A 25226-nucleotide genomic window follows, 5' to 3' on the forward strand; every position below is an offset into this window, starting at 1 on the left:
CGCGCATGAGCCACAAGATCCTGGTGGTGGAGGATGATGCCGCCACCGCCGCCTATATCGTCAAGGGCATGACCGAGGCGGGCTTTACCGTCGATCAGGCCGATAATGGCCGCGACGGCCTGTTCCTCGCCAGCGACGGCAGCTATGGCGCTATCATCCTCGACCGGATGATGCCGGCGATGGACGGCATGGCGATGCTGAAGGCGCTACGTGCCGCGAGCATCGAAACGCCGGTCATCTTCCTGTCCGCGCTCGGCACGCCCGAGGATCGGGTCGAGGGTCTCACCAGCGGCTCCGACGATTATCTGACCAAGCCCTTCGCCTTTGCCGAACTGCTGGCGCGGGTGCAGTTGCTGCTGCGCAAGGCCGGCGGCAATGCCGCGGTCGTCACCAGCCTGCGCTATGACGATCTCGACATGGACCTGCTCGCCCGCCGGGTGAAGCGCGCCGGCAAGGCGATCGACCTGCAACCGCGCGAATTTCGCCTGCTCGAATTCTTCCTGCGCCACCCCGATCAGGTCGTCACCCGCACCATGTTGCTGGAAGGCGTGTGGGACTATCATTTCGACCCCGGCACCAATGTGATCGACGTGCATATCAGCCGCCTGCGCCGCAAGCTGGACGACGTATCGGACCGGCCGCTGCTGCATACGGTACGCGGCATGGGCTATCGCCTGGGCCTCGATGGCTGAGGCTGGGGCGCGGGCCGGGGCTGCGGCCGGCTGGCGCGGCTTTGCCCGGTCGACCATCGGCCGCTTCGTCGGCCTCGCCTTCCTCTGCCAGTTCCTGGTCACCGGCGGCGTGCTGCTGTTCGTGCAGCAGGCGAGCCAGCGCACCGTCGTCGCCGCCGACCGCGATGCCGTCCATGACCTGCGCGACGAATTGCTGCGGGTCGCGCGGGAGCGCGGGGCGGCCGGACTGCGGCAGGATATCGAGCGGCGCCTGCCCACGGTGCGCAGCGAACGCATCGTGCTGCTGCTGACCGACCCGCAGGGCCGGATCGTGGCGGGCAATCTGGGCGCCTGGCCGACGACCATAACCGACAATACCCCCTGGCGCACGATCGAGCTGTATCGCATCGGCGGCGAACAGCCCGAGCCGATCGGCGTCAGCACATCCCGCCTGCCCGATGGCGGCCGCCTGCTCGCCGGCATCGTCACGTCCCACAGCCTGCAACTGACCCGCATCTATGAAGAGGCGCTGACCATCGCCTTCCTGATGAGCCTGCTGCTCACCCTCATCATCGCGATCCTGCTCGGCCGGGTGCTGACGCGCCAGATCTCCGCGATCGCCGACACCGCCAATGCGGTCGCGGTCGGCGCCTTCCATCGCCGGGTCGCCACCGACGGCAGCGGCGACGCCTTCGATCGGCTGGGCCTGTCGATCAACGCCATGCTGGAACGGATCGACGCGCTGGTCAGCCAGTTGCGGATGATGACCGATGGCCTCGCCCATGACCTCAAGTCCCCCGTCACCCGCCTGCTCTCGGTGGTCGAACAGGCCAGCACTCAAACCCGCGACGACCAGGCGCTCGACGCGCTGGAAAAGGTCCATCGCGAGGCGCAGACGCTGCAGGGGATGCTCTCCACCGCCCTGCTCATCAGCCGTACCGAGGCAGGCTTCGGCAGCGACCGGATGCGCGACACGGCGATCGCCGAACTGCTGGAGGATCTGGCCGAAGTCTATGGCCCGCTGATCGAGGATAGCGGCTTCACCCTCCATGTCGCCGCCCCCGCCGGCCTCGCCTTCCCGCTCCACCGCGAACTGGTGAGCCAGGCGATCGCCAATCTGATCGAGAATGCGCTGAAATATGCCGAGGGCGGCGATCGTATCGCGCTTGAAGCCGCGATGGATGGCGACGCGCTCACCATCAGCGTCAGCGACAATGGGCCGGGCATTCCCGCCGACCAGCATGAGGCAGCGATGAAACGCTTCGGTCGACTCGACCCGTCGCGCACCAAGCCCGGATCGGGGCTGGGCCTGTCGCTGGTCGAGGCCGTGGCACGGCTGCATCATGGCGCGCTGCTGCTGGGCGATGCCGCACCCGGCCTGCGCGCGACATTGCGCCTGCGCCGCCCCGCCTGAGCGGCGCCCGATTTTCCAGCGATTTCAGGGGAAAGGCACATCCCGGCCGACAGCGTAGCGCGTGCAGTCGCCGGCCATCGACCGGGATGAAGCATTGCCACCCTTTTGGAGAGGGGAGTGACAACGTTGTCCTGCGCATTAGCGCGTAGCCGCAGGGGTTGCAACAGCGATTTGCCACGGCTCGTCGCAGGACATGAAAAAAGCCGCCAAGCCCTTGCAGGCCGGCGGCTTATTTTCTGTCGGTGGCTTGTATCAGCCGCCGTAGAGATTGGTCGGCAGGCCCTTCACGCCGCATTCCACCTCGAAAAAGGCGCCGTCATAGTCGGATTCGGGCAGGCCGATCGCGGCCGAGCTGACGAACATGCGGTCGAGGTCGGGACCGGCGAAGGTGATGTTGGTCACTTGCCTGGCTGGCAATTCGATCGCCCGATCGAGCTTACCCTCGGGCGAGAAGCGGCTGATCCGCGAACCGCCCCAATGGGCCACCCACAAATAGCCTTCGGCATCCACCGTCATGCCATCGGGATGGCCATCAGCTTCGGTGAAGGTGATGAAGGGCTGGCGATCATGAATCGTTCCGTCCGGGCCGCGGCGGAAGCGATACATGATCCGGCGGCCGGTATCGCTATGATAGAGATATTCGCCACAGGCCGAGAAGGCCGGGCCATTGGGCACGCGATAGCCATCGTCCATCACCGTGACCGAACCATCGGGATCGAGGCGATAGAGCGCGCCGACATCCTGCCCTTCGGCCATGTCCATCGTGCCGCACCAGATGCGGCCATCCTTGTCCGCCTTGCCATCGTTCATGCGATTGCCGGGCAGATGCGGTTCGGGATCATGGATCGGCGTGATCGCCAGCGGGTCCAGCGTGAAGCTGGCAAAGCCGCTCTGGAAACCACCGATGAAGCCGCCCTGCGCCCGCTCGGCCACCCAGCCAAGCGGTTCGGGCATGGCCCAGCGCGACACCTGGCCATCGTCGAGCGACAGCCGGTTGAGTGCCGGGGCCAGGATATCGACCCAATAGACGGCATTTTCACGGGCGGACCAGAGCGTCCCCTCCCCCAGCGTGTCGCGGATCTCGCCGCGTTCGATCTTGCGCCAGGCGGTCATGTCAGCGCTTCACCGACAGGCGATAGACCATCTGATGATGATAGGGCTTGCCCGGATCGACCCGCGCCGAAACGAAGCTCGGCTGGTTGGGCGAGTCGGGGAATTTCTGCGGTTCCAGCGCGATGCCGTCACCCATGCGATACACATGCTGGTTCTTGCCGATGAAGGTGCCGTCCAGGAAATTGCCGGTATAAAATTGCACGCCCGGTTCCGTGGTCAGCACTTCGAGCACGCGGCCCGATGCCGGATCTTCCAGACGCGCCGCCAGGCCCGGCGTCTTGGTCAGTCCCTTGTCGAGCGCGAAATTATGGTCATAGCCGCGGCCCGCGATGATCTGCGCATCATGGCCATCGCGGATGCCGTCGGCGACGCGGCGGCCATTGCGGAAATCGAACACGCCGCCGTCCACCGGCTTCAGTTCGCCGGTCGGGATCAGATTGGCATCGACCGGGGTATAGGCCTTGGCCGGAATCGTCAGCACATGGCCCAGCGCGCCGTCGGTCGAGCCTTCGCCGCCCAGGTCGAAGATCGCATGATTGGTCATGTTGACGATGGTCGGCTTGTCGGTCTTCGCGTCGAACGCGATGCCCAGATTGCCGCTCTCGTCCAGCGTATAGGTGACGGTGACGTCCAGCTTGCCGGGATAGCCCGAATCGCCATCGGGGCTGACCAGCGACAGCACCAGCGTCGCGACCGGCCCGCTCTTGACCGACACGACCTTCCACACCTGCTTGTCGAAGCCCTTGCCGCCGCCATGCAGCGAATTGACCTTGTCGTTGAGCGGCAGCTGATAGGCCTTGCCGTCGAGGCTGAACTTGCCGCCGGCGATGCGGTTGGCATAGCGGCCCACGGTCACGCCGAAGAAGTTGGGATGGTCGACATAGCCGGCCAGATCGTCATAGCCCAGCAGCACGTCGGCGTTCTTGCCGTCCTTGTCCGGGCCGGACAGCGACTGGAGCGTCGCGCCATAGCTCAGGATCTTGGCCGACACGCCCTGGCTGTTGCTCAGCGTGATCATCTCGATCGCGGTGCCGTCGGCCAGCTTGCCGGCCGGGGCGCGGCTGGCATCCGCCGCCATCGCCGTGCCGCTTGCGAGCGACAGGGCCAGTGCGTATGACAGCGCTGTTTTCAAATCGACGACCTTTCGCATGGACTTCCTCTCGTGAAACCTACGCCCATTGACGGGCGGTTACGGGGGATATACTCCGACAAAATAAGCGGACGCAACCCTAGATCGGTCTCGTCAGCTAGTGGAACTGCACTGGAGAAGGATGAATGGCAGGACCGATTTCCTCAGGCGCTGCGCCGGTCGCAACGCATAACCCCGGCACGCGTTATGGGCCCGCGCTCGCGCTGCTGGCCAGCCTCTTCTTCATGTGGGGCTTCATCACCGTCATCAACAACACGCTGCTGCCGCATCTGCGCAGTGTGTTCGAGCTGAGCTATACCCAGACGACCTTGATCGAATCGGTCTGGTTCATCGCCTATTTCGTCGCCTCGATTCCCTCGGCCAAGTTGATCGAGCGGGTCGGCTACCAGAAGTCGCTGGTGATCGGCCTGCTGATCATGGCCGCCGGCGCGCTGGGCATGACGGTCGCCGCCTCCATCCCGTCCTATGGCGTGACCCTGGTCATGCTGTTCGTGATCGCCAGCGGCATCACCCTGCTGCAGGTCGCTGCCAACCCCTATGTCGCGGTCGTCGGCAAACCGGAAACCGCCTCGTCGCGCCTCAATCTGGTGCAGGCGATGAACTCCGCCGGCACGATGCTGGCCCCGATGTTCGGCGCCTATCTGATCCTCGGCCGGTCGAAGGCCGGCACGGCGCAGGGCGAAGTCGTCCTGACCCAGGCCGAACGCCTGGCCGACGCCCAGTCGGTGATCCTGCCCTATGTGCTGGTCGCGATCGTGCTGGTGGTGCTGGCCTTCGTCATCGCCCGCTTCCCCTTGCCCGCCATGGGCAGCGCAACCTCGCGCCTCGCCAAGGAAGAGCGCAAGAAGCATTCGCTCTGGTCGCACCGCAACCTGGTGTTCGGCATCCCGGCGATCTTCATCTATCTGATCGCGGAAATCGGCGTCGCCAACCTGTTCGTCAATTTCGTCAGCCAGCCCACCATCGCCAACCTGACCCATGAGCAGGCCGGCAATTATCTGTCGCTGCTGTGGGGCGGCATGATGGTCGGCCGCTTCGCCGGTTCGGCGATCATGCAGAAGTTCGACGCGGGCCATGTCCTCGCTGCCTTCTCGGTCGGTGCCTTCATCGTGATGATGGTCACCGTCTTCACCACCGGTCCGGTCGCCATGTGGTCGCTGATCCTGGTCGGCCTGTTCCACTCGATCATGTTCCCGACCATCTTCACCCTTGGCATCAAGGGCCTTGGCCCGCTGACCGAAGAAGGTTCGGGCCTGCTGGTGATGGCGATTGCCGGCGGCGCACTGGTCGTGGTGCAGGGCTGGATGGCCGACCATTATGGCCTGCAGACCAGCTTCCTGCTGACCGCCGCCTGCGAACTCTATGTCCTCTTCTACGCCCTGTGGGGATCGAAGACGACGCAGGCGCTGCCGGAACCGGAACTGCACTAAATATTCGGGCATCCGCCCAACAGAAAAGGCCGGGGTGGTGATCCACCCCGGCCTTTTTCTTTAGGTTGTTTGTTAGGCGCCTACGGCGCCTCCCGCTCAGCGCCCCATCGTGCTCGCCGTATCCTCGAGCGCCAGGTCGACCAGCACGCCCATCGCCTCGGCCGCCGCGACCGGATCGCCGGCCGCGATCGCGTCATAGACGCGCACATGGTCGGGAATCGGGTTGCGCGGCAGGGCGCGGGCGCGCTGCTTGAACTGTGTGGTCCAGTTGACCGCAGCGCCGATGCTGGCGGTCAGCGTCAGCAAGGCATCATTGCGCGTCGCGTTCAGGATCGCATTGTGGAAATCGCGGTCGGCCGCGCGCCCCGCTTCGGTCGCCAGTGTATGGCGGCGCATCGCGGTCAGCGCATCCTTCATGATGCGCAGATCCTCCTTGTCGCGCCGCATCGCCGCCAGCCGCGCCGCGGCCGGCTCGACAATGGCGCGCAGCTCAAACAGGTCGCGCACGAACTGGATGTCGGGTTCGCCGGCAAATGCCCAGGCCAGCACTTCGGGGTCCAGCAAATTCCAGCGATTGCGCGGCAGCACGCGGGTGCCCGCCTTGGGCCGGCTTTCCACCAGCCCCTTGGCGGTCAGCACCTGGATCGCCTCGCGATAGGCGCTGCGCGATACTTCCAGTTCCTCGGCAAAGGCGACTTCGCCCGACAGCGTGTCGCCGGGCTGATATTGGCCGGACAAGATCGCCATGCCCAGCTTGTGCGCGATCGCGCCATGCAGCCGGCGACCGGGGCCGCGCGTCGGCTTGGCCGCCCCTCCGCCATTGTTCGCCCCTGCCCCATTTCCGGGCGGCTTCCCCTGTTCCATTCACGCTCCTCTCGGCCTGCCCCTCATCAGGCATGGCTCTTCTTAAAAGACAATCATTGCCATTACCATCTTCCTGTAATATGTCGGAGTAATTAAGGGATGGAAAGGGAAAAGGCGGCCGCCATTCGGCTGATTGCCCGACCTTTCCAGGCAGCGCGCCAGCATGGCGCAAAGCGGGATTGTCTAGCCAATACCAGCGCCACGGATCGGCGCGCGGGAGGAGAGTTTTTCATGACATTGCGTCTGTTGCAGCACCGCGCCGAAAATGGCGTCCGGTCCGTGATCGCGGCCGAAGGTGACACCGCCCATTTCGTTCCCGGTTTCGACAGCATCCGCGCGCTCGCGCTGCATGCCATCGACCGCAAGATCAGCCTGGCCGAAGCGGTCGCCGCCGCAGGCAAGGGTGATGCTGTCAACATCGCTGTCGCTTTCGAGGCCGGCGAACTGCTCGCCCCGATCGACCATGAGGATGGCGCCCATATCCAGCTGACCGGCACCGGCCTCACCCATCTCGGCTCGGCCGAGGGTCGCGACAAGATGCACCGCGAGGCGGCCGCCGTCGAAAAGCAGACCGATTCTATGCGCATGTTCCTGGAAGGGCTGGAGGGCGGCAAGCCCGCCGCTGGCCAGACCGGCCAGCAGCCCGAATGGTTCTACAAGGGTGACGGCTCGCAGCTCGTCGGCCCGACCGATCCGCTCACCATGCCCGCCTTTGCCAAGGATGGCGGCGAGGAACCGGAAATCGCCGGCATCTACATCGTCGGCCCCGACGGCATGCCCTATCGCCTCGGCCTCGCGCTCGCCAACGAGTTCAGCGACCATGTGACCGAGCGTCACAATTATCTGTGGCTCGCCCATTCCAAGCTGCGCCAGGCCTCGCTCGGCCCGGAACTGCTGGTCGGCACCCCGCCGGAGCATATCGAGGGCACCAGCCGCATCCTGCGCGACGGCCAGACCATCTGGGAAAAGCCGTTCCTGTCGGGCGAAGGCAATATGTCGCACAGCTTCGCCAACCTGGAACATCATCATTTCAAATATGATCTGTTCCGCCGCCCCGGCGACGTCCATGTCCATTTCTTCGGCACCGCCACCCTGTCCTTCAGCGACGGCGTGCAGACGCAGGAAGGCGACGTGTTCGAAATCATCGCCGCGCCCTTCACCCTGCCGGTGCGCAATGCGCTCAAGCGCGCCGAACCTGTCGAAGTGACCGTACAGGCGCTCTGAAGCGATGGACCCGATCCGCATCGCGATCATCGGCATCGGCAAGATTGCACGCGACCAGCATGTTCCCGCCATCCGTGGGAACAGCGCGTTCAGTCTTGCCGCGACGGTCAGCCCGCATGATGCCGGGCTGGACGGCGTGCCGCACCATGCCAGCCTGGACGAATTGCTGGAACAGGGCCCGGCCGTCGATGCGGTCGCGCTCTGCACCCCGCCCCAGGTCCGTTACGACCTGGCGGCGCAGGCCCTGGCCAAGGGCATCCATGTCTTCCTGGAAAAGCCGCCCGGCGCGACCCTGGCTGAAGTGGCCGCGCTCAGCGCCCGTGCCGACAAGGTCGGGGCCAGCCTGTTCGCGGCCTGGCATTCGCGCTTTGCCGCCGGCGTCGCTCCGGCCCGCGCCTGGCTCGCCGAACGGCGGATCGACAAGGTGTCGATCATCTGGCGCGAGGATGTGCGTGTCTGGCATCCGGGCCAGGCCTGGATCTGGCAGCCCGGCGGCCTCGGCGTGTTCGATCCCGGCATCAACGCCCTGTCGATCGCGACCCATATCCTGCCGCGCCCCTTCTTCCTGAAGGACGCGACCCTGGTGCTGCCGGAAAACCGCGCAGCGCCGATCGCCGCCGACATGCTGTTCCGCGACACCGCGGGCGCCGAAATCCACATGGATCTCGACTGGCGCCAGACCGGCCCGCAAAGCTGGGACATCATCGTCGAAACCGATGCCGGCCCCTTGAAGCTCAGCCATGGCGGCGCCGTGCTGTCGCTGCCCAGCGGCACCGAACATGGCGAGGATATCGAATATGCCGGCCTCTACAGCCGCTTCGCCACATTGATCCGCGGTGGCCGCAGCGATGTCGACACCGACCCGCTGCGCCTGGTCGCCGACGCCTTCCTGCGCGGCAAGCGGGAAACCACCGACGCATTTCACGACTGACATTCGAGAGGAGAGAGGAATGTTGAAAGCCCTGCGCCGTACCACGGCCGCGCTGCTGCTGTGCGCCACCGCGCTCGCCCCGGCCGCGCACGCCCAGACCGGCGGCAAGCCGACCACGGCGACAATCCATGCCGACCAGCCCGGCGCCGTCTATGACAAGCGCGTCTTCACCCAGTTTGCCGAGCATCTGGGCAATGGCATCTATGGCGGCCTGTGGGTCGGCAACGACAAGTCCATCCCCAACACCAACGGCTTCCGCAACGACGTCGTCGCCGCACTGCGCAACCTGTCGGTGCCGGTGATCCGCTGGCCCGGCGGCTGCTTCGCCGACGAATATCACTGGCGTGAGGGCATCGGTCCCAAGAAGGACCGCCCGGTCAAGGTCAACACCCATTGGGGCGGCGTGACCGAACCGAACACCGTGGGCACGCACGAATTTTTCGAGCTGCTGCGCCAGGTCGGCGCCGAAGCCTATATCGCCGGCAATGTCGGCAATGGCACGCCGCAGGAAATGGCCGAATGGGTCGAATATATGACCGCGCCCGCCGGCAGCCTTGCCGAACTGCGCGCCAAGAACGGCCATAAGGAACCCTGGGCCGTCCCCTATTTCGGTATCGGCAACGAGCTGTGGGGCTGCGGTGGCAACATGCGCCCCGAATTCGCCGCCGACGAAACCCGTCGTTACGCCACCTTCGTCAAGGCGCCCGCCGGCACCAAGATCATGAAGGTCGCCGCCGGCGCCAATGTCGACGACTATAACTGGACCGAAACCATGATGCGCGTCGCGGGCGACAAGCTCGATGGCGTCTCGCTCCATTATTATGTCCACCCCGCCGGTGGCTGGCCGCCGCGTGCGCCCGCCGTCGACTTCGACGAAAATGGCTGGGCCGACGCCCTCAACGGCGCGATGCACATGGACGAGCTGATCACCAAGCACAGCGCGATCATGGACAAGTACGATCCCAAGAAGCGCGTCTTCCTGGCGGTCGACGAATGGGGCAGCTGGTATGCCCAGGATCCGGGCACGCATCCCGGCTTCCTGCGCCAGCAGAACACGCTGCGCGACGCGCTGATCGCCTCGATCCATCTCGACATCTTCGCCAAGCATGCCGACCGCGTCCGCATGACCGCGATCGCGCAGATGGTGAACGTGCTGCAGGCGATGATCCTGACCGACGGCAAGAAGATGGTGCTGACGCCCACCTATCATGTCTTCGAGATGTACAAGCCCTGGCAGGACGCCACCGTGCTGCCGATCGACATCCAGACGCCCTGGTATGCGAAGGATCAGTACACGATGCCGGCGGTCAGCGGCTCGGCGGTCAAGGGCAAGGACGGCAAGGTCCATGTCGGCCTGTCGAACCTCGACCCGAACCAGACCAACACCGTCACCGTGAAGCTCGATGGCCTGAGCGCCAGCGGCGTCACCGGCCGCATCCTGACGGCGTCGGCGATCAATTCGCACAACACGTTCGACGCGCCCGAAACCGTCAAGCCCGTCGCCTTCACCGGCGCACAGGTCAGCGGCGGCACGCTGACCGTCGCGCTGCCGCCCAAGTCGGTGGTCGTGCTCGAACTGCAATAAGGCTTTTCGCCAACTGGGTGGGCGGCTCTTCGGGGCTGCCCACCCATTTTTTCGTTTTCGATAATTTGGGGAGAGGCCGGCAGATGCGGCAGACCATCATCACCTTGGCAAGCCTTGCCCTGCTGGCCGGCAGTGCGATCGCGCAGGCACCAACCGAGCAGCCCGCCACCACGCTCAACGACCGGCTGACCGGCGACCTCGTCCCCACCCATGATCCGGTCATCATCCGCGAAGGCGGCACCTATCATGTCTTCAGCACCGGCCATGGCGACCGGCTGATCGAGACGCGGACCTCGCCCGACCTTGTCCACTGGACCGCCGGCAAGCCTGTCTTCACCGCCCTGCCCGACTGGGCCAAGCAGGCGATCCCCGGCAGCAACGGCATTTGGGCGCCCGACATCTCCTATGTGAACGGCCGCTATCGCCTCTATTATTCGGTTTCGACCTTCGGTTCGAACCGCTCGGCCATCGGCCTTGCCACCAGCCCGACACTGGACCCCAAGGCGAAGAATTTCGGCTGGCGCGACGAGGGGCTGGTCGTCATGTCGACCAGGGAGGATGATTATAACGCCATCGATCCCAATTTCATCATCGACCGCGATGGTCGCCACTGGCTGAGCCTCGGCAGCTTCTGGACCGGGATTAAGCTGTTCGAGCTGGATCCCACGACCGGCAAGCCCAAGGATGCCAAGGCCAAGCCCTATTCGATCGCACGCCGCCCCGCCCCCGCCGGCGGCCCGGCGCCGGTGGAAGCCCCCTTCATCGTCGACCATGGCGGCTATTATTGGCTGATGGTCAGCTATGACTATTGCTGCAAGGGCGTGAACAGCACCTATTACACCGTGATCGGCCGTTCGAAGGCGATCACTGGCCCCTATCTGGGCAAGGACGGCAGCCCGCTGATGGAAGGCGGCGGCAGCATCTTCCTGCGCGCCGACCTGCAGGAACAACAGCGTTTCCGCGGCCCGGGCCATGCCGGCTGGCTGCATGACAAGGACGGCAAGGAATATGTCGTCTACCATGCCTATGACAAACAGGCGAACGGCGCCCCCACCTTGCGCATCGCGCCGGTGCGCTGGGGGGCTGACGGCTGGCCCGTTGCCGATTATTGATCCAATTGTCTGACTATCGCCGCGTCCCGCCGCGGCATCAGGAGAGAGAAGAATGAATTTCGCCCTGTCCCGTCGTGGTTTCCTTGCCAGCACCGCCGCCTTGTCGGCCGCGCCGATCGCCGCCCGTGCCGGCGCCGCCGCTCCGGCCGTTGCTGCCCCGGTGCCGGTCAATCCGCTGGTCAAGCAGCGCGCCGACGCGCAGGTCTTCCAGCACGACGACGGCTATTATTACATGACCGGATCGGTGCCCGAATATGACCGGCTGGTGCTGCGCCGCTCCAAGACGCTGGCGGGCCTTGCCACGGCCGAGGAAGCGGTGCTGTGGCGCCATGAGGCGAGCGGTCCGCGCTCCGGCTTCATCTGGGCGCCCGAACTCCACCAGATCGACGGCAAATGGTATATGTATTTCGCTGCCGGCCCGAGCGGCGGCGGCGACGACGTGTTCCGCATCCGCACCTATGCCGTGGTGTGCGACGGCGCCGATCCGATGACCGGCAAGTGGAGCGTGCTGGGTGAATTCCAGGCGCCCTGGGACAGTTTCAATCTCGATTCCACCAGCTTCGTCCACAAGGGCGTGCGCTATTTCGCCTGGGCCCAGAAGGAACCGGGCATCGACACCAACAGCAATCTCTACATCGCCAAGCTCGAATCGCCGCTGAAGCTGGCCGGCAAGGCGACCCGCCTGACCGTGCCCACGCTCGACTGGGAAGTGCGCGGCTACAAGGTGGCCGAAGCCCCCGCCGTCCTGCATCGCAATGGCCGTCTGTTCATGACCTATTCGGCCAGCGCCACCGACGCGCGCTATTGCCTGGGCATGCTGACCGCGGACGAGAATGCCGACCTGCTCGATCCCAAGAGCTGGACCAAGTCGCCCCAGCCGGTGTTCAAGACCTGCACCGAAACCAGCGTCTATGGCCCCGGCCACAACAGCTTCACCGTGGACGAGAAGGGCCGCGACATCCTCGTCTATCATGGCCGCGACTATGAGGCGATCCAGGGCGACCCGCTGTTCAACCCGGACCGCCACACCCGCGTCCAGCGCCTCTATTTCCAGGCCGACGGCACCCCGGACTTCGGCGTGCCCGTGGGCAATGGCGCGACGCCGGAACGGTTCGTCTCGGCTGCCGATCCCAAGGCGCTGCTGGCCCATCAGGGCACGGACCTGATCGCGGGCAACCCCGCGCTCGCCCAGACCCAGTTCCGCCAGTCGCCCGGTCGCGCCGGCGCGAAGAGCGTGATGCTCTCCCCCATCCTGCTGCCCGACCATTATCTGGTCGCGGCGAAGGACGGCACGGTCAGCCTGATGAAGGATGATCGCAGTGCCGATTTCGCGCTGCGTAGCCAGTTCGTCCGGTTCGAGGATGCGGCCCAGGGAACGGTGCGCTTTGCGACCATCGCCGTCGCCGGCAAGCATCTCGCCGCAATCGACGGGCGCATCGGCCTCGCGCGCAGCAAGGATCCGCGCACGCAATGGTATGCCGACTGAGCGCGACTCGCCGAGTCTGACAAATAGGGCCATGGGCTCGCGCCGCCAAAAGCCGCGCAAGCCCATGGCCTTTCGGCTTTTCACGCCCTGAAACGCCCGAAAAACCGGGCCAAAATCGCTGCGGCAAAATTGCAACATGGGTGCCACGTAGCGCAACCCCGACCCAATATTTCACTTGCGCTTCTCAGCATGTGGAAATAATTAGTCCGAGTAATTCGTGGGCATGGCAACGGGCCAGCCCCTTGGGGAGGACTTGAAAATGGCTATCCGGCCGATCGCACTCTGTTCTGCGTCGCTTGTCGCGCTGACCCTGTCGGGCGCCGCCTTCGCGCAGACCGACGCCGCTCCGCAGACCATCGCACAGGACGCACCGGCAGATGAATCCGCCGACATCGTCGTCACCGGCGTGCGCGCATCGATCGTCGGCGCCCTGAACGTCCGCAAAAACTCGACCCAGATCGTCGACTCGATCGTCTCGGAAGATGTCGGCAAGTTGCCGGACAATAACGTCATTGAAGCGCTCCAGCGCGTGACAGGTATCCAGGTTACCAACCGCGCTGGCGGCGAAGCGGCCGGCATCTCGATCCGCGGCCTGCCCGACGCGCTGACCACCCTCAACGGTCGCAACATCTTCACCGCCGCCGGCCAGTCCTTCTCGCTGCAGGATATCTCGGCCAACCTCGTCAACCGCGTCGACGTCTACAAGACCCGCTCGGCTGACCAGATCGAAACCGGCCTTGCCGGTCAGGTCGACGTCCAGACCCGTCGCCCGTTCGATTTCGACGGCTTCGCCATCTCGGGCCTGGCCCGCGGCATCTATAATGAGCAGGCCGACACCTATAATCCGAACGTCGCACTGCTGGTCAGCGATCGCTGGGAAACCGGCATCGGCGACATCGGCATTCTGGTGAACGGCAGCTACACCCGCACCAAATATCGCGACCAGACCGTCACGGCCGGCGCGCTGGTGCCGTTCGCCGCCGAAGCCGGCAACGGCTTCTCGCGTCTGGAACGTATCTTCCCCGGCCCGGACAATGTGAACTGGCAGCCTGGCCTCGACCGCGGCCTGCCCACCGCCGCCGGTTCGACGCTCGACATCAACGGCGCGCAGGTTCCCTACCTCCTGTCGCGCGACGCCGTGTTCAGCTCCGACCTCTATGGCAAGCGCGAGCGCCCGTCCTTCAACGTCGCCCTGCAGTGGGCGCCGAACAGCAGCTCGGTCTACACCGCTGAAGTCTTCTATGCCGGCTATCGCGGCGAAACCTTCAACAGCCTGCAGTTCAGCTTCGTCGACTGGTGGGGTAACCCCGGCACCGTCGAAACCTATGAAGGCACCAACATCGTCAAGTCGCGCACCGGCGTGGCCGACGTCTATGGCTTCAACAGCGGCGACTTCAACAAGTCGAAGACCGACAGCTTCGTCTATGCCCTGAACGGCAAGTGGGATCTGGGCGATCGCGGCAAGATCGTCGGCGACCTCGCCTACCAGACCAGCAAGGTGAAATCGTCCTTCATCGCGATGCGCACCGACCGCGTCGCCAGCTCGATCGACGTCGATTTCAACGCTGGCGGCGGCATCCCGTCCTACCATTTCAGCGACGACAGCCTGCTGAACGACCCCAGCATCTGGAATGTCGTGCAGATGTACGACAATGCCAACCGCGACAAGGGCAGCGCCATCACCGGCACGCTCGATGGCTATTACACCTGGGACGAAGGCTTCATCCGCCAGTTGAAGGCCGGCATTCGCATCGACCAGCGCAAGGCATCGAACGCCGTGCGCACCCAGGATCGTGGCGCGCCGCTGGTGGCGACCACCCTGGCCGGCCTGGGCGAAGGCGCCACCTTCACCAACAAGGATTTCTATCAGGGTCGCGCCGACGTGCCGTCCAGCTGGACGCTGGCCAACGGTTATTGGCTGCATGACAATGCCGATCTGGTGCGTGGCCTCTATGGCCTGCCGACCTCCGACCAGTTGTCGCTGCAGAAGACCTTCGACATCGATGAAAGCACCATCGCCATGTATGTGCAGGCCGATGGCGAGGTCTCGATCTTCGGCCGTCCGCTCAAGCTGCAGGCTGGCGTCCGCTACGTGACGGTCGACACCGACTACAACTTCTTCGACCGCTATAATGGTGGCGCGCATACTGGTGTGTCGCAGGGCTCGGACAAGTGGCTGCCCAGCTTCACCGCCCGCTACGAAATCTTCGACAATCTGCGCCTGCGCTTCAACTATGGCGAAACGCTGCGTCGTCCCAACTTCGGCGATATCAACCCGAACTATAACCTGACCGGTGACCTCACCAATGTCGGCTATGGCAGCGGCAGCGCCGGCACGGCCAGCCTGGCGCCGACCCATTCGAAGAATTTCGACGTGGCGCTGGAATGGTATTTCGAACGCAACAGCGCGATCACGCTGACGGGCTTCCGCCGCGAGATCAGCGGCCTGGTCGTTCCGCTGACCGTCATGGAATATATCCCGAACAACGGCATCGAAGCCGGCGCGACGGACTATTTCGCCATCACCCGCCCGGTCAATGCGTCGGACGGCGTGCTCAAGGGGCTGGAACTGGGCCTGACCTACTTCCCCAGCTATCTGCCGGGTCCGCTCAAGGGTCTGGGCTTCGTGGGCAGCGTCACGGTCCTCGACTCCAAGCAGAATATCCCGCTCACCAATTCGGCCGGCGAAGTGACCGGTCAGGCAAGCTCGTCCTTCTTCGGCGTGTCTGACCTCAGCTACAACGCCACCCTGGCCTATGATAATGGTCCGATCGGCGCGCGCCTGTCCTATATCTGGCGCAAGGAATTCCTCGCCAATAACGAGGCACGCCTGTTCGCCAATCCGATCGGCGTGTGGCGTAACCCGGAGGAAAGCCTGGACCTCCAGCTCACCTGGAACGTCAATGATCGCCTGGGTGTGACCTTCGACGCGGTGAACCTCACCAAGTCGAAGCAGCAGACCTACTATAAGTTCGAAGATGTCGGCGGCCCGGATCAGTTCAACCTGGGCACCACCCTGTTGTCGCGCACCTTCGCGCTGGGTGTCCGCTACACCTTCAAATAAGTGCCCGATGGGGCGTGGCGTCTCCTCGCTGCGCCCCATTTTCATGGCGGTCGTTCCGGGAACCCTCTCCAACTCCCCGGAACGGCCGCCATATTTGTTTCAGGATACAGGGAGACGGACGATGCGCGCGATGAGGATGCTTCTGCTGGCAGGGGCTGCCATGATCGGCATGGGCGCCGCCTCGCCCCCTCCCCGCTCCGCCGGCCTCGATACCCATGCCATCGCGGTGCAGCGCTTCGGCAATGACGCGCCCTGGTATCAGGATCGCATCCCCTTCTTCGAATCCGCCGACCCGAAGATCGACGCCGTCTATTATTATCGCTGGCAGCTCTATCGCGGGCATCAGCGCGATCTGGGCGAAGAAGGGTATATCACCACCGAATTTTTCGACGATGTCGACTGGCAGCGCCATCCTTATGCCAGCCTCAACGACGCGACCGGCTTTCATCTGGCCGAAGGTCGCTGGCTGAACGACCGGCGCTTTGCCGACGACTATATCCGATTCATGTATCGCGGCGGCAATGACCGCCACTTCACCGACTATATGGCGGACTCGGTCTGGGGCCGTTACCTGATCGATGGCGACAAGGCGGGCGTGCTCGAACATCTGCCGGTAATGCGCCACATCTATCGCCTGTGGGACGAGAAGTTCGACTTCGACAAGGGCCTCTATTTCGTCGAGCCGCTGCTCGACGCGACCGAATATACCGTATCCTCGATCGACGCCTCGGGCGGCAAGGACGGGTTCCGGGGCGGCGATGCCTTCCGCCCCTCGGTCAACAGCTACATGTATGCCAATGCCCGCGCGCTGGCGAAGATGGCGACCATGGCCGGCGACACCGCCATGGCGCAGGAATATGAAGCCCGCGCGCAGGCGCTGAAGGACCATGTCCTTGCCGACCTGTGGAGCGAGAAGCTCGGCCATTTCATCGACCGGCACCAGAGCCGCAAGAATCCGCACGTCAAATATTGGGATCCGATCCGCAACCGCGAACTGGTCGGCTACCTCCCCTGGATGTTCGACCTGGTCCCGGACGAGGCGAAATATGCCGGCGCCTGGGCGCATCTGCTCGACCCCGCCTCGCTCGCCGGCAAAGCGGGCATGCGCACGGTCGAAGCGAACTACGAATATTATATGCGGCAATATCGCTATCTGGGCGACGCGCCCGAATGCCAGTGGAACGGCCCGATCTGGCCCTATCAGACGACACAGGTGCTGATCGCCATGGCCAATCTGCTCGATCATCACAGCCGCCGCGGCCCGGTCACCCGCAGCGACTATATGCGCCTGCTGCGCCAATATACTGCGCTCCACTATCAGGGGAACCGGCTCGATCTGGAGGAGGATTATCATCCCGAAACCGGCAAGCCGATCGTCGGCCTCGATCGCAGCCATCATTATTTCCATTCGGGCTATAATGACCTGATCCTCGGCGGGCTGGTCGGCATCCGCCCACGCGCCGACGACGTGCTGGAGGTGAACCCGCTGCTGCCCGACGCCGGCGATCCGCAGGCGCTGGCCTGGTTCCGGGCGCAGGACGTGCCCTATCATGGCCATCGCATCGCCGTGACATGGGACGCGGACGGCAGCCATTATGGCCGGGGCAAGGGCCTGTCAGTCGAGGTCGACGGCAAGGAAGTCGCCCGGCGCGAGACATTGGGCCGGATCGAGCTGCCGGTGGCGCGCGTTGCCAATGCACCCGTCGCCCGGCCGATCAACCGCGCCGTGCAACTGGTGCGTAGCCAGTTCCCGATGGGCAGCGCATCCAGCAACACCGACCCCGAAAATGTCCATGACGCGATCGACGGACGCACCTGGTTCTTCCCCGAACTGCCCAATGGCTGGTCCTCCGCGCCCGGAGAGGCCAACCAATGGTATGCCGTTGACCTGGGCAAACCAGTGTCCATCGGCCGCGCCGAACTCGCCTTCTTCGCCGACGGCAAGCAGTTTACCGTGCCGCAATCCTATCGCCTGCAGGCCATGATCGATGGGCAATGGCGCGATGTCGCGACACCCAAGGGCGCGCCGCTCGCCAATGGCGTGACCGACCTGCGCTTTGCCGGCCGCGCCGCGCGCCAGTGGCGGGTGCTGATGCGCCAGCCCCAGGGCAAGGCGATCCGGCTGGCGGAGATCAAGCTGTTCGACCGCTGAATTGGCTATGGCCCTGGATCGTGACGCAGCCTAAACGGACCGTCGCCCTGTTCAGCAAGCTGTGTTAGGGCGGATCGATCGGCGGCTCGGCACTGCAGGCCGCCAGCAATAAAGGGCATGATGGTGACAGCGGCTGGCGAGCTTCGGTTTCGCTTTCGATTGCTCGGCGATTTCCGCCTGATCGACGAGGCGGACGGACGCGACCATAGCCCGCGCAGCCGCAAGGCCTGTGCCCTGCTCGCCCATCTTGCGCTGGAGCCCGACCGCCGCGCCAGCCGCGACCGGCTGGTCGGCCTGTTGTGGAGCGACCGGGGCGAGGTGCAGGCGCGCGCCAGCCTGCGCCAGGCGCTGACCGACCTGCGTGCGCATCCGGCCGCCCCGCTCATCCATATCGAACGGCGCGACCTGCATCTGGCGGAGGGCGGCTTTTCCAGCGACCTGGGCGAGATACTGGCCTGCGCCGCCGCCAACGACCTGGCCGGACTGGCCCGTATTCTGGATGGCGCGGGCAGCGCGATACTGGACGGGCTGGAGGGGCTGGACCGCAGCTTCGACGACTGGCTGATGATCGAACGGCAACGCTGGCGCGAGCGCATCGTCCAGGATGTGCTGCACGCCGTCGAGCGCAATGGCCAAAACGATCTGCTCGACCTGCGCCGGGCAATTCTGACCCAGTTGCAGCGGCTCGACACCGGCGATGAACGGATCGCCCGGCTCGGCATGGCGCTCGACCAGAAGGCCGGCGACCATGTCGGGCTCCACCGCCGCTACCGCCAGTTGGAGACCGGGTTGCAACGCGATCTGGATGCCCGCGTGTCGCCCGACACCGAAAGGCTGCTGCGCGAACTGACGACGGTCGGATCGGTCATCGCTCCCGCCCCGCGCGCGGCCGCCGTGCCCGCTATCGCCACCATCCCGCAGGCCAATGTCGAGCCGCCGATCCTGGTGATCGCGCCGTTCAGCCTGATCGGCGATGGCGGCCCGGATGGCGCCCTGCTCACCAGCATCTGCCATGACGATCTTCAGACCGCCCTGGGCGGCATGCGCGACCTGCGCATCCTGTCGGTCGACGCGCCATCGGCCGAGCGGATGAAGGCAGCCGCCCCCGCCTCGATCGCCAGCTATGCGCTGGACGGGTCGGTCCGCGCCGACGGCGATGGCTGGCGCATCAATCTGCGCATGACCCGGATCGACAGCGGCTTCCTGGTCTGGACGCGCCAGTTGACCGTGCGCCAGGGCGAATTGCTCGCCGCGATCGACGATCTGGTCGCCCGGATTGCCGGTGCCATCCTGCCGGTGGTCGAACGCGATGTCGGCAAGCTGATGGAAGGACGCGTGCCCAGCGGGTCGGACGCCTATCCGCTCTATTTCACCGCCCGTGCCAAGATATTGGCCGCCGCCAGCCTGGCCGAGGTGCAGGAAGGCGCCGACCTGCTGGAACGCGCGATCCTGCTGGAGCCGCGCCTGACCAACGCCTATCTGCAACTGGCGCGCCTCTACAACACCGACTTCATGCAGTTGATGGCGGGCCATGATGCCGCACCGCTGCGCGCCCGCGCCTTCGATCTCTGCACCCGCGCGGTCGCGCTGGAACCCACCCATGGCGGCGTGCAGTCGCGCCTCGCCTGGTGCTATTTGCGGCGCGGCGACATGAAGCAGGCGATGCAGGGCTTCATGACCGCACTCGACCTGACGCCCTTTCACGCTGACGGCATCAACGAGATCGGCTTCGGCCTCGTCCATCTGGGCGAGATGAAGGAGGCGCAGCGCCTGATCGCCCGCGCCTTCGAGCTGAATCCCTTCCCGTCGGACGAATATTTTTCCGATCTCGCGGTGCTTTACGCCCTGTCGGGCGAGCATGAGGCGGCGGAAACCCAGTTCGAGATCGGCCGCAACCGATCGATCCATTATCTGGCGGTGCGGGGCGCCAATCTGGGCATGCTGGGCGGCGCAAAGCGCGCCGCGCCGGTGATCGACGAACTGCGCCAGCGTTTCGCCAGCCTGTGGCAGGGCGACACCCCGGCCCGAGACACCGATCTGGTCGACACCATGATCCAGTTCCTGCCGCTGCAGGGTCCGGCCGAACGCAGCCTGTTCCTGACCGGACTGGAACAGGCCGGATTGCGCATCACGCCGCGCTGATTTCCGCGCGCAGGCTGCGCAGGAAGAAGCTTTGCGGCGGCGGCGCGACACGCGGCGCGGCCACCGGCCCCGCTATCGTCCGCAGCAACAGCTCCGCATCCTTGCGCTTGAGGCTAAGCCCCTGATCGATCGGTGGCAGGTCGCGCCCGGTCGCCTGCCGGAAGGCGTCGCCGATCAGCGCCCAGCTGCGATCGCGGAAATTCATCCGCCGCGCCAGCCGCAGCAACAGCGCGCGGTCGCCGGCCGCCATCTCCACCTGCGCAATCGCATGTTCGGCATCGACCAGCGCCAGCGTCATCGCGCGATGTCCCAATGCTGCCGGCGCATGGCTGACCATCACCGCATCGTCCCGCTCGATCTGCCCCGTCCCGTAAGCCTGCGCGATCGCGCCGATGCCCACCATGCCGAACGGCGCCAGTTCCGCCGCACGCAATGCGCCCAGGCTGGCCGCGCCATAGACGGCGATCCCCTCGGCCATCACCTGGATGATTTCCTTGTGCCAGACCGATGGCGTTGTTTCGAACAGTCCGTCGATCAGGCCGATCGCGGCCGGTCGTTCGATCGCCGCGCGCAGCATGTCGCCGCGCCGCGCCGGTCCGCGCAACGCGACGCCATCGGGCAAGGCCATCGCGGAACCGCCCAGACTCGGCCCGGCAAAGACGATCGCATGCAGGCTCACGCCGGCTCCATCGCCGCCTGCATCGCGCCCGTGCGCGATGGCCGATCATGATCGCCAAAGGCCGGCACCAACAGCTTCACCACATCGATGCCGAGGTCGAGCCGGGTCAGGTCATGACAGGCGACCGGCCCTGCCCCCGCCCTCGCACAGCGATCGAGCAGCCAGGCCAGATCATCCTCCGCCCCGTCATGCGCCACGGAGGGCACCGCCGACCAGGGCCGGGTGGCCGGCGCGAAATCGAGCATCGCCAGCAGGAAGCCCTGCCGCTGTTGCCCGGCATCGCGATAGCGCGCCGGATCGATATCGTCGCGCGCCCCGGCGATCAGCGCGGCACGGGTCTGCGCCGCCTCGCAAATGGCGCGGGCGAGTGCGACGCCGGCATCGGGATGGCATCCCGCCCCCATTGCCGGCGGCAATTGCACGCTGCGGGCGGCGCCGCGTTCCGTGATGGCGCAGCCGATCACCGCTGCGCCGATCGGACCGGTCATGTCCCACAAGGATAGCGACAGGCCCGCGCGCCGCACCCGTGCGATCAGGCTGCGGCCCAGCCGATCGGTCACGCTATCCGGGTCGATCGCGCTTGCCCGGCGCGCGCGCAACCCCTGTTCCAGCCAGCGGGCATGATCCTCGCGCTCGATCAGTTCGCACAGCGCCGAACAGCGCGCCTCGGCCGGGGTGTTGCCGGATGCCAGCCCATTGCTGTTGGGCCACAGATCGGGTTCGGCGGGCACGGTGAAATCCATCGTCACCAGCCCATGGGGTATCCGCATGGGTCGGCCGCTCAGCAGGTCGATCGCCTCGACCCAGCCGCGCGGTCGGGCCGGATCGAAGGATGCGCCCTGCTGGTCGGCCCGCGCCATCTGGCTCCAGAGCCGGGCTTCGCCGGCCTCCGCAATGCCATGGCTGCTGGCGGAACAGGTTTCGGCATGATGCAGTTCGATCGCTTCCATCAGCGCGGAGACACGCGCGGCATCGGGCGTGGCGCCCTTGCCCTGCGACACGGACAGCGAAAGTGACAGGGGACGCACCGCCTGGAACACGGGAATGCCGATGCGATCCAGACCGGTCACATCGGCAAGCCGCGTGACACCCAGCGCACGGGCCACAGGCGCGATCCGTGCGAGGGTGTCGGCAGGACGGCGGGAGCGATGCGCCCCGCGCCGGAACATCTTCATGGGCGCGATCGGCCTCAGGCGAAGTCGGCCTTGCCGGACCCGATCTCGGCAAAATAGGCGCGGGTGGCGCGCTGCTGCCCCGGCAGGGCGACCGCGTCCAGAACCGGGCCATCGGTGAACAGGCCGGCCACGCCGGCGATCGCCGCCTTGGCATCATCGCTGTCATCATCGGCGGCCAGATAATGGACCTGCTCGACAAAGGCATAGCCAACGACCTTGGCCGGGTCGGCCGGGTCGGTCAGCTTGATGACATAATTGGCGTCGGTGTCGTAGGATTCAGCCATATATACCCCCACAGTTCGTGATGGATCCAAAGTAGGTTGCGGGACCGTAATGACAAGCAGGGCGAGGACAATAAGGGAAAACCCTATCAACGTCGCACGGAGCATATCAGACATAAGCGAAGGGCTCGACTGAGCGCTTCACATACATGGCCTTGCCGTTTGGGCTGACCGACACGCCCCAATAGCATGCCTCCCCCATCCCCGGTTCGATCGAGATGCGCACATCCTTGCTCGGCAATTCCACCTGCACCGGATCATTGCCGGCCGGCAGGCTCAGCTCCAGCGTGTGGGCGACGCCGATCTTGGCGCGGGTCTTCACATGGTCGAGCCAATGCACCAGCCGATCGCCGATCGAGATACGGACGCTGTCATCCTTGAATCCCTGTTCAAGTGCGATGGTGATTTTGCGAAATTCCGACATTGTTGGTCCCCTTTCGGAATGATGGGGCGCACCGCCATGACAGGCGATACGCCTGCATGGATCAGATACTGAGGCCGTTCGCCTTGAGGGCCAGCATGCGCTGCATGTCCTGGCCGAGGTTGAAGCCACCGATGACATCGCCCGCGCGCACCGCGTCGAAGCCCAGCCCCGTCTGGCGCAGCGCCGGGGCAACCCCGCCATCCAGCGCGCGGGCAAGCTTGCCCGCCTCGCGCAGGAACCGGGCATGGCCGACGGCATTGACGGCGGCATCGGCGCTGCCCTCGGTCGCGATCGCCAGCAGGTGGCGTGCTTCCTTGAGATCGGCGTCATAGACCTCGATGCGGCGGGCGGCCGCAGCAGGGGTTTCGCCGGGCCGTGCCCGCTCATCCACCTGCAGCAGCTTATATTCGTCGGCCAGCGGACCGGCGAGCGCGATCGCCGCCTGGCGTGCGAGCGGATGCTGGCGCATCCGCGTGGCCGCCCGCAGCGCATCGACCGCCGACCCAACCCCGCGCGTACCGTTGACGGCCAGCACCTGGCCGACTTCCGGGGTGAAGATATCCTGCGCCAGCCGCTCTTCCTCGCGGTTTTCGGGCGGCTCCACCTTCACCTCCAGCGGGTTGGAGATGACGGCCCGGCCGTCGACGACCAGCATCGCCTGGATGGTGTAACGGCCCGGTTCGGCCATGTCCCAGCCATTGCGGCCGGCGCCGACCAGCACGCTGTCATAGAGCGCCTCACCCTGACCCAGGATGATTTCCAGGCTCTCGCCGCAATGGCGCGAATAGGGCGACCATTGGCGCGCGGGCCGGCCATCCTTGCTGATGATCAGGGTCAGGCCCGCCCGTTCCGACAGGCGCGCCGCCGATGCCAGCTTGGGCCGGCCACTGCGGTTGACCAGTGCCATCTCGACCACCGGCGGCAACAGATAGGGCAGGCGATTGTCGCGGGCGTTGACCGACAGGGTCAGGCCGAACTCCTCATTGGGGTCCAACGCCACCTGCGAGAAGCCATGCTGGTCGAACCAGTCGGCATTGCCCATCTGCACGAAGCGTTCGGGGCCATGGCGCATGAACAGCAGTTCGGGATCGGAAAAGCGGAAGTCGAAATCGGCAAAGAAGGCCGCCTGGCCGCCCGCCACCGCATAGGGATAGTTCATGAAGCTGCGCGCTTCGGGATCGTCGGCCAGCGGAATCCAGGGCGTGCCCAGCGACTTCTGCCAGCTATGCGCCAGGTTGAAGGCGTGGCCGACCTCATGCGCGGCGGTCCAGAAGCGCATCCGCCGCACCCAGGCGTCGGGATCGGCATCGCCCGCCGGCGGATGAGCGATGAAAGCATCGGTGAAGATCGCCGTCCCCTGGCGATGGTTCGACCCGATATCATCGAACATGATGCCGCCCAGGCTGCTGCCCTGCACATGGAGCGAAGCGAACAGCACCCACAGCGACCATTGCGGCTTGTCGGCAAAGCGCGACCAGTAGATCTGCATCGCATCATGCATTTCCTGGTCGGTCCAGCGCTGGTCGGCGCCGGCCGCACCGAGCGGGATGGCGCCATTGCCGGGCACATCGCTGACGTTGAATCCCGCCCGCCGATAGACGGTGTCGAGGCTCAGCGTCTCGCTGGCCATGGTCGCGGGATGATTGGGATGATCGTGCGTGCCGATCTCCGTCACGCGGGTCGCACCGGCCACCGTGTCATATTCGAACTCGGCCGGACGGAAGCTTGCAGAGCTGAACTGATAGGTGCGCACGAAGCTCGCTGCGCCGCCGCCGCTGAAGGTCGCCTCCACCTTGCGCTGGGCGGCCAGCAGGCTCTTCGTCACCTTGAGGCTGATCTGGGTATGGGGGATGGCGCCGACCTGGCCATCCTTGAACCAGATCTGGCCGCTATAATGATTGGCCCCGGTCCGGGTCAGCGCCGCAACCCAGCTGACCAACGGCCCCAGCGGGCCGGCGCGCGTGCCGCTGACCGTCATCTGCGGATAGCGGCCATCGACGTCCAGCCGCAATTCCTCGCGCGTGTAGAGCGTCAGCGCATTGATATCGTCGTCGAAGCGATCGACCGCACCGGGCAGCGCGCGCGGCATCGGGAAGCGCGGCGAGCGCACGAAATTGTAGCGGCCGCTGGCCTGCACCAGCAGCGGCAGGTGCCGCACCGGCCGCAGCTTGGGGTCGATGTCGAAACCGGCCATGTCGGTATCGAGCGCGCTGTCGCCGTCAAAATCGGCGGGATCGAAATCGGCAGTCATCATTCCCTCCTGTCGGCGCGCGTCGGATGCCCGCGCTCGCAGGATCGGGAATGGCATGGCCAGTGTGAGGCCAGGCGT

The 25226-nt window shown here is 65.5% G+C and carries 19 protein-coding genes; 11 read left to right on the forward strand and 8 right to left on the reverse strand.

Translation table 11 applies throughout. The features are described 5' to 3' along the window. Window positions 1–5: 5 nt before the first annotated feature. Together U0025_RS16285 and U0025_RS16290 are read left to right on the forward strand one after the other, a co-directional pair. Window positions 6–692, forward strand: a complete 687-nt coding sequence (locus tag U0025_RS16285; RefSeq protein ID WP_004208490.1) for a winged helix-turn-helix domain-containing protein — start codon at window positions 6–8, stop codon at window positions 690–692. Beyond that, window positions 685–2085, forward strand: coding sequence for a sensor histidine kinase (locus tag U0025_RS16290; protein WP_004208491.1), 1401 nt, complete (start codon window positions 685–687; stop codon window positions 2083–2085). The genes U0025_RS16285 and U0025_RS16290 overlap by 8 nt, the downstream gene beginning before the upstream one ends. A 252-nt stretch (window positions 2086–2337) precedes the next feature. Here the strand turns inward: U0025_RS16290 and U0025_RS16295 are convergent, their stop codons facing one another. Further along, window positions 2338–3198: an SMP-30/gluconolactonase/LRE family protein gene (locus U0025_RS16295; protein WP_004208492.1), complete on the reverse strand. Its 861-nt coding sequence runs from the start codon at window positions 3196–3198 to the stop codon at window positions 2338–2340. A gap of 1 nt (window position 3199) precedes the next feature. Continuing rightward, window positions 3200–4348, reverse strand: a complete 1149-nt coding sequence (locus U0025_RS16300) for an aldose epimerase family protein (RefSeq protein ID WP_004208493.1) — start codon at window positions 4346–4348, stop codon at window positions 3200–3202. A gap of 125 nt (window positions 4349–4473) precedes the next feature. Between U0025_RS16300 and U0025_RS16305 the strand changes: the two genes are divergently transcribed. After that, a complete protein-coding gene (locus U0025_RS16305) occupies window positions 4474–5778 on the forward strand; it encodes a sugar MFS transporter (protein ID WP_004208494.1) in 1305 nt (434 codons plus the stop codon). Window positions 5779–5874: 96 nt separating this feature from the next. On the opposite strand, the gene U0025_RS16310 is transcribed toward U0025_RS16305, so the two are convergent. Then, entirely contained in the window at window positions 5875–6642 is a 768-nt protein-coding gene (locus U0025_RS16310; RefSeq protein ID WP_004208495.1) for a FadR/GntR family transcriptional regulator, read from the reverse strand. Between the two features lie 231 nt (window positions 6643–6873). Here U0025_RS16310 and araD1 point away from each other — a divergent pair, with 231 nt between their 5' ends. The 8 genes from araD1 to U0025_RS16350 all read left to right on the forward strand — a co-directional run bounded on the left by araD1 (window position 6874) and on the right by U0025_RS16350 (window position 20338). Continuing rightward, entirely contained in the window at window positions 6874–7866 is a 993-nt protein-coding gene (araD1, locus tag U0025_RS16315) for an AraD1 family protein (protein ID WP_037491750.1), read from the forward strand. Window positions 7867–7870: 4 nt separating this feature from the next. Continuing rightward, on the forward strand, window positions 7871–8797 hold the full coding sequence (locus U0025_RS16320) for a Gfo/Idh/MocA family protein (RefSeq protein ID WP_004208497.1): 927 nt from the start codon (window positions 7871–7873) through the stop codon (window positions 8795–8797). 19 nt (window positions 8798–8816) lie between these two features. Beyond that, a complete protein-coding gene (locus tag U0025_RS16325) occupies window positions 8817–10382 on the forward strand; it encodes an alpha-N-arabinofuranosidase (RefSeq protein WP_004208498.1) in 1566 nt (521 codons plus the stop codon). A gap of 83 nt (window positions 10383–10465) precedes the next feature. Beyond that, complete coding sequence (locus U0025_RS16330) at window positions 10466–11494, forward strand: arabinan endo-1,5-alpha-L-arabinosidase (RefSeq protein WP_004208499.1); 1029 nt, start codon at window positions 10466–10468, stop codon at window positions 11492–11494. 52 nt (window positions 11495–11546) lie between these two features. Beyond that, window positions 11547–12980: a glycoside hydrolase family 43 protein gene (locus tag U0025_RS16335; RefSeq protein ID WP_004208500.1), complete on the forward strand. Its 1434-nt coding sequence runs from the start codon at window positions 11547–11549 to the stop codon at window positions 12978–12980. Between the two features lie 259 nt (window positions 12981–13239). Continuing rightward, window positions 13240–16044, forward strand: a complete 2805-nt coding sequence (locus U0025_RS16340) for a TonB-dependent receptor (protein WP_004208501.1) — start codon at window positions 13240–13242, stop codon at window positions 16042–16044. A 130-nt stretch (window positions 16045–16174) separates the two neighbouring features. Beyond that, entirely contained in the window at window positions 16175–18196 is a 2022-nt protein-coding gene (locus U0025_RS16345) for an MGH1-like glycoside hydrolase domain-containing protein (RefSeq protein ID WP_254792247.1), read from the forward strand. Window positions 18197–18313: 117 nt separating this feature from the next. Continuing rightward, window positions 18314–20338: a trifolitoxin synthesis, TfuA gene (locus U0025_RS16350; RefSeq protein ID WP_037490522.1), complete on the forward strand. Its 2025-nt coding sequence runs from the start codon at window positions 18314–18316 to the stop codon at window positions 20336–20338. Here the strand turns inward: U0025_RS16350 and U0025_RS16355 are convergent. The 5 genes from U0025_RS16355 to U0025_RS16375 all read right to left on the reverse strand — a co-directional run bounded on the left by U0025_RS16355 (window position 20325) and on the right by U0025_RS16375 (window position 25151). Beyond that, window positions 20325–21017, reverse strand: coding sequence for a TfuA-like protein (locus tag U0025_RS16355; protein ID WP_004208504.1), 693 nt, complete (start codon window positions 21015–21017; stop codon window positions 20325–20327). The genes U0025_RS16350 and U0025_RS16355 overlap by 14 nt on opposite strands. Next, window positions 21014–22192 (reverse strand): YcaO-like family protein, encoded by a 1179-nt coding sequence (locus U0025_RS16360; protein WP_004208505.1) that lies wholly within the window; start codon window positions 22190–22192, stop codon window positions 21014–21016. The genes U0025_RS16355 and U0025_RS16360 overlap by 4 nt, the downstream gene beginning before the upstream one ends. Before the next feature lie 14 nt (window positions 22193–22206). Continuing rightward, a complete protein-coding gene (locus U0025_RS16365; protein ID WP_004208506.1) occupies window positions 22207–22476 on the reverse strand; it encodes a hypothetical protein in 270 nt (89 codons plus the stop codon). 106 nt (window positions 22477–22582) lie between these two features. Continuing rightward, window positions 22583–22897, reverse strand: a complete 315-nt coding sequence (locus U0025_RS16370) for a hypothetical protein (protein ID WP_004208507.1) — start codon at window positions 22895–22897, stop codon at window positions 22583–22585. A 61-nt stretch (window positions 22898–22958) separates the two neighbouring features. Further along, a complete protein-coding gene (locus tag U0025_RS16375) occupies window positions 22959–25151 on the reverse strand; it encodes a zinc metalloprotease (protein ID WP_139278737.1) in 2193 nt (730 codons plus the stop codon). Between the last annotated feature and the right edge of the window lie 75 nt (window positions 25152–25226).

Source organism: Sphingobium yanoikuyae (assembly GCF_034424525.1).
GTDB classification, from domain to species: Bacteria; Pseudomonadota; Alphaproteobacteria; order Sphingomonadales; family Sphingomonadaceae; genus Sphingobium; species Sphingobium yanoikuyae.

Coding starts and splice junctions, on each gene's coding strand:
- U0025_RS16285 (WP_004208490.1), top strand. CDS start 6: ATGAGCCACAAGATCCTGGTGGTGGAGGATGATGCCGCCACCGCCGCC.
- U0025_RS16290 (WP_004208491.1), top strand. CDS start 685: ATGGCTGAGGCTGGGGCGCGGGCCGGGGCTGCGGCCGGCTGGCGCGGC.
- U0025_RS16295 (WP_004208492.1), bottom strand. CDS start 3,198: ATGACCGCCTGGCGCAAGATCGAACGCGGCGAGATCCGCGACACGCTG.
- U0025_RS16300 (WP_004208493.1), bottom strand. CDS start 4,348: ATGCGAAAGGTCGTCGATTTGAAAACAGCGCTGTCATACGCACTGGCC.
- U0025_RS16305 (WP_004208494.1), top strand. CDS start 4,474: ATGGCAGGACCGATTTCCTCAGGCGCTGCGCCGGTCGCAACGCATAAC.
- U0025_RS16310 (WP_004208495.1), bottom strand. CDS start 6,642: ATGGAACAGGGGAAGCCGCCCGGAAATGGGGCAGGGGCGAACAATGGC.
- araD1 (WP_037491750.1), top strand. CDS start 6,874: ATGACATTGCGTCTGTTGCAGCACCGCGCCGAAAATGGCGTCCGGTCC.
- U0025_RS16320 (WP_004208497.1), top strand. CDS start 7,871: ATGGACCCGATCCGCATCGCGATCATCGGCATCGGCAAGATTGCACGC.
- U0025_RS16325 (WP_004208498.1), top strand. CDS start 8,817: ATGTTGAAAGCCCTGCGCCGTACCACGGCCGCGCTGCTGCTGTGCGCC.
- U0025_RS16330 (WP_004208499.1), top strand. CDS start 10,466: ATGCGGCAGACCATCATCACCTTGGCAAGCCTTGCCCTGCTGGCCGGC.
- U0025_RS16335 (WP_004208500.1), top strand. CDS start 11,547: ATGAATTTCGCCCTGTCCCGTCGTGGTTTCCTTGCCAGCACCGCCGCC.
- U0025_RS16340 (WP_004208501.1), top strand. CDS start 13,240: ATGGCTATCCGGCCGATCGCACTCTGTTCTGCGTCGCTTGTCGCGCTG.
- U0025_RS16345 (WP_254792247.1), top strand. CDS start 16,175: ATGAGGATGCTTCTGCTGGCAGGGGCTGCCATGATCGGCATGGGCGCC.
- U0025_RS16350 (WP_037490522.1), top strand. CDS start 18,314: ATGATGGTGACAGCGGCTGGCGAGCTTCGGTTTCGCTTTCGATTGCTC.
- U0025_RS16360 (WP_004208505.1), bottom strand. CDS start 22,192: ATGAAGATGTTCCGGCGCGGGGCGCATCGCTCCCGCCGTCCTGCCGAC.
- U0025_RS16365 (WP_004208506.1), bottom strand. CDS start 22,476: ATGGCTGAATCCTACGACACCGACGCCAATTATGTCATCAAGCTGACC.
- U0025_RS16370 (WP_004208507.1), bottom strand. CDS start 22,897: ATGTCGGAATTTCGCAAAATCACCATCGCACTTGAACAGGGATTCAAG.
- U0025_RS16375 (WP_139278737.1), bottom strand. CDS start 25,151: ATGATGACTGCCGATTTCGATCCCGCCGATTTTGACGGCGACAGCGCG.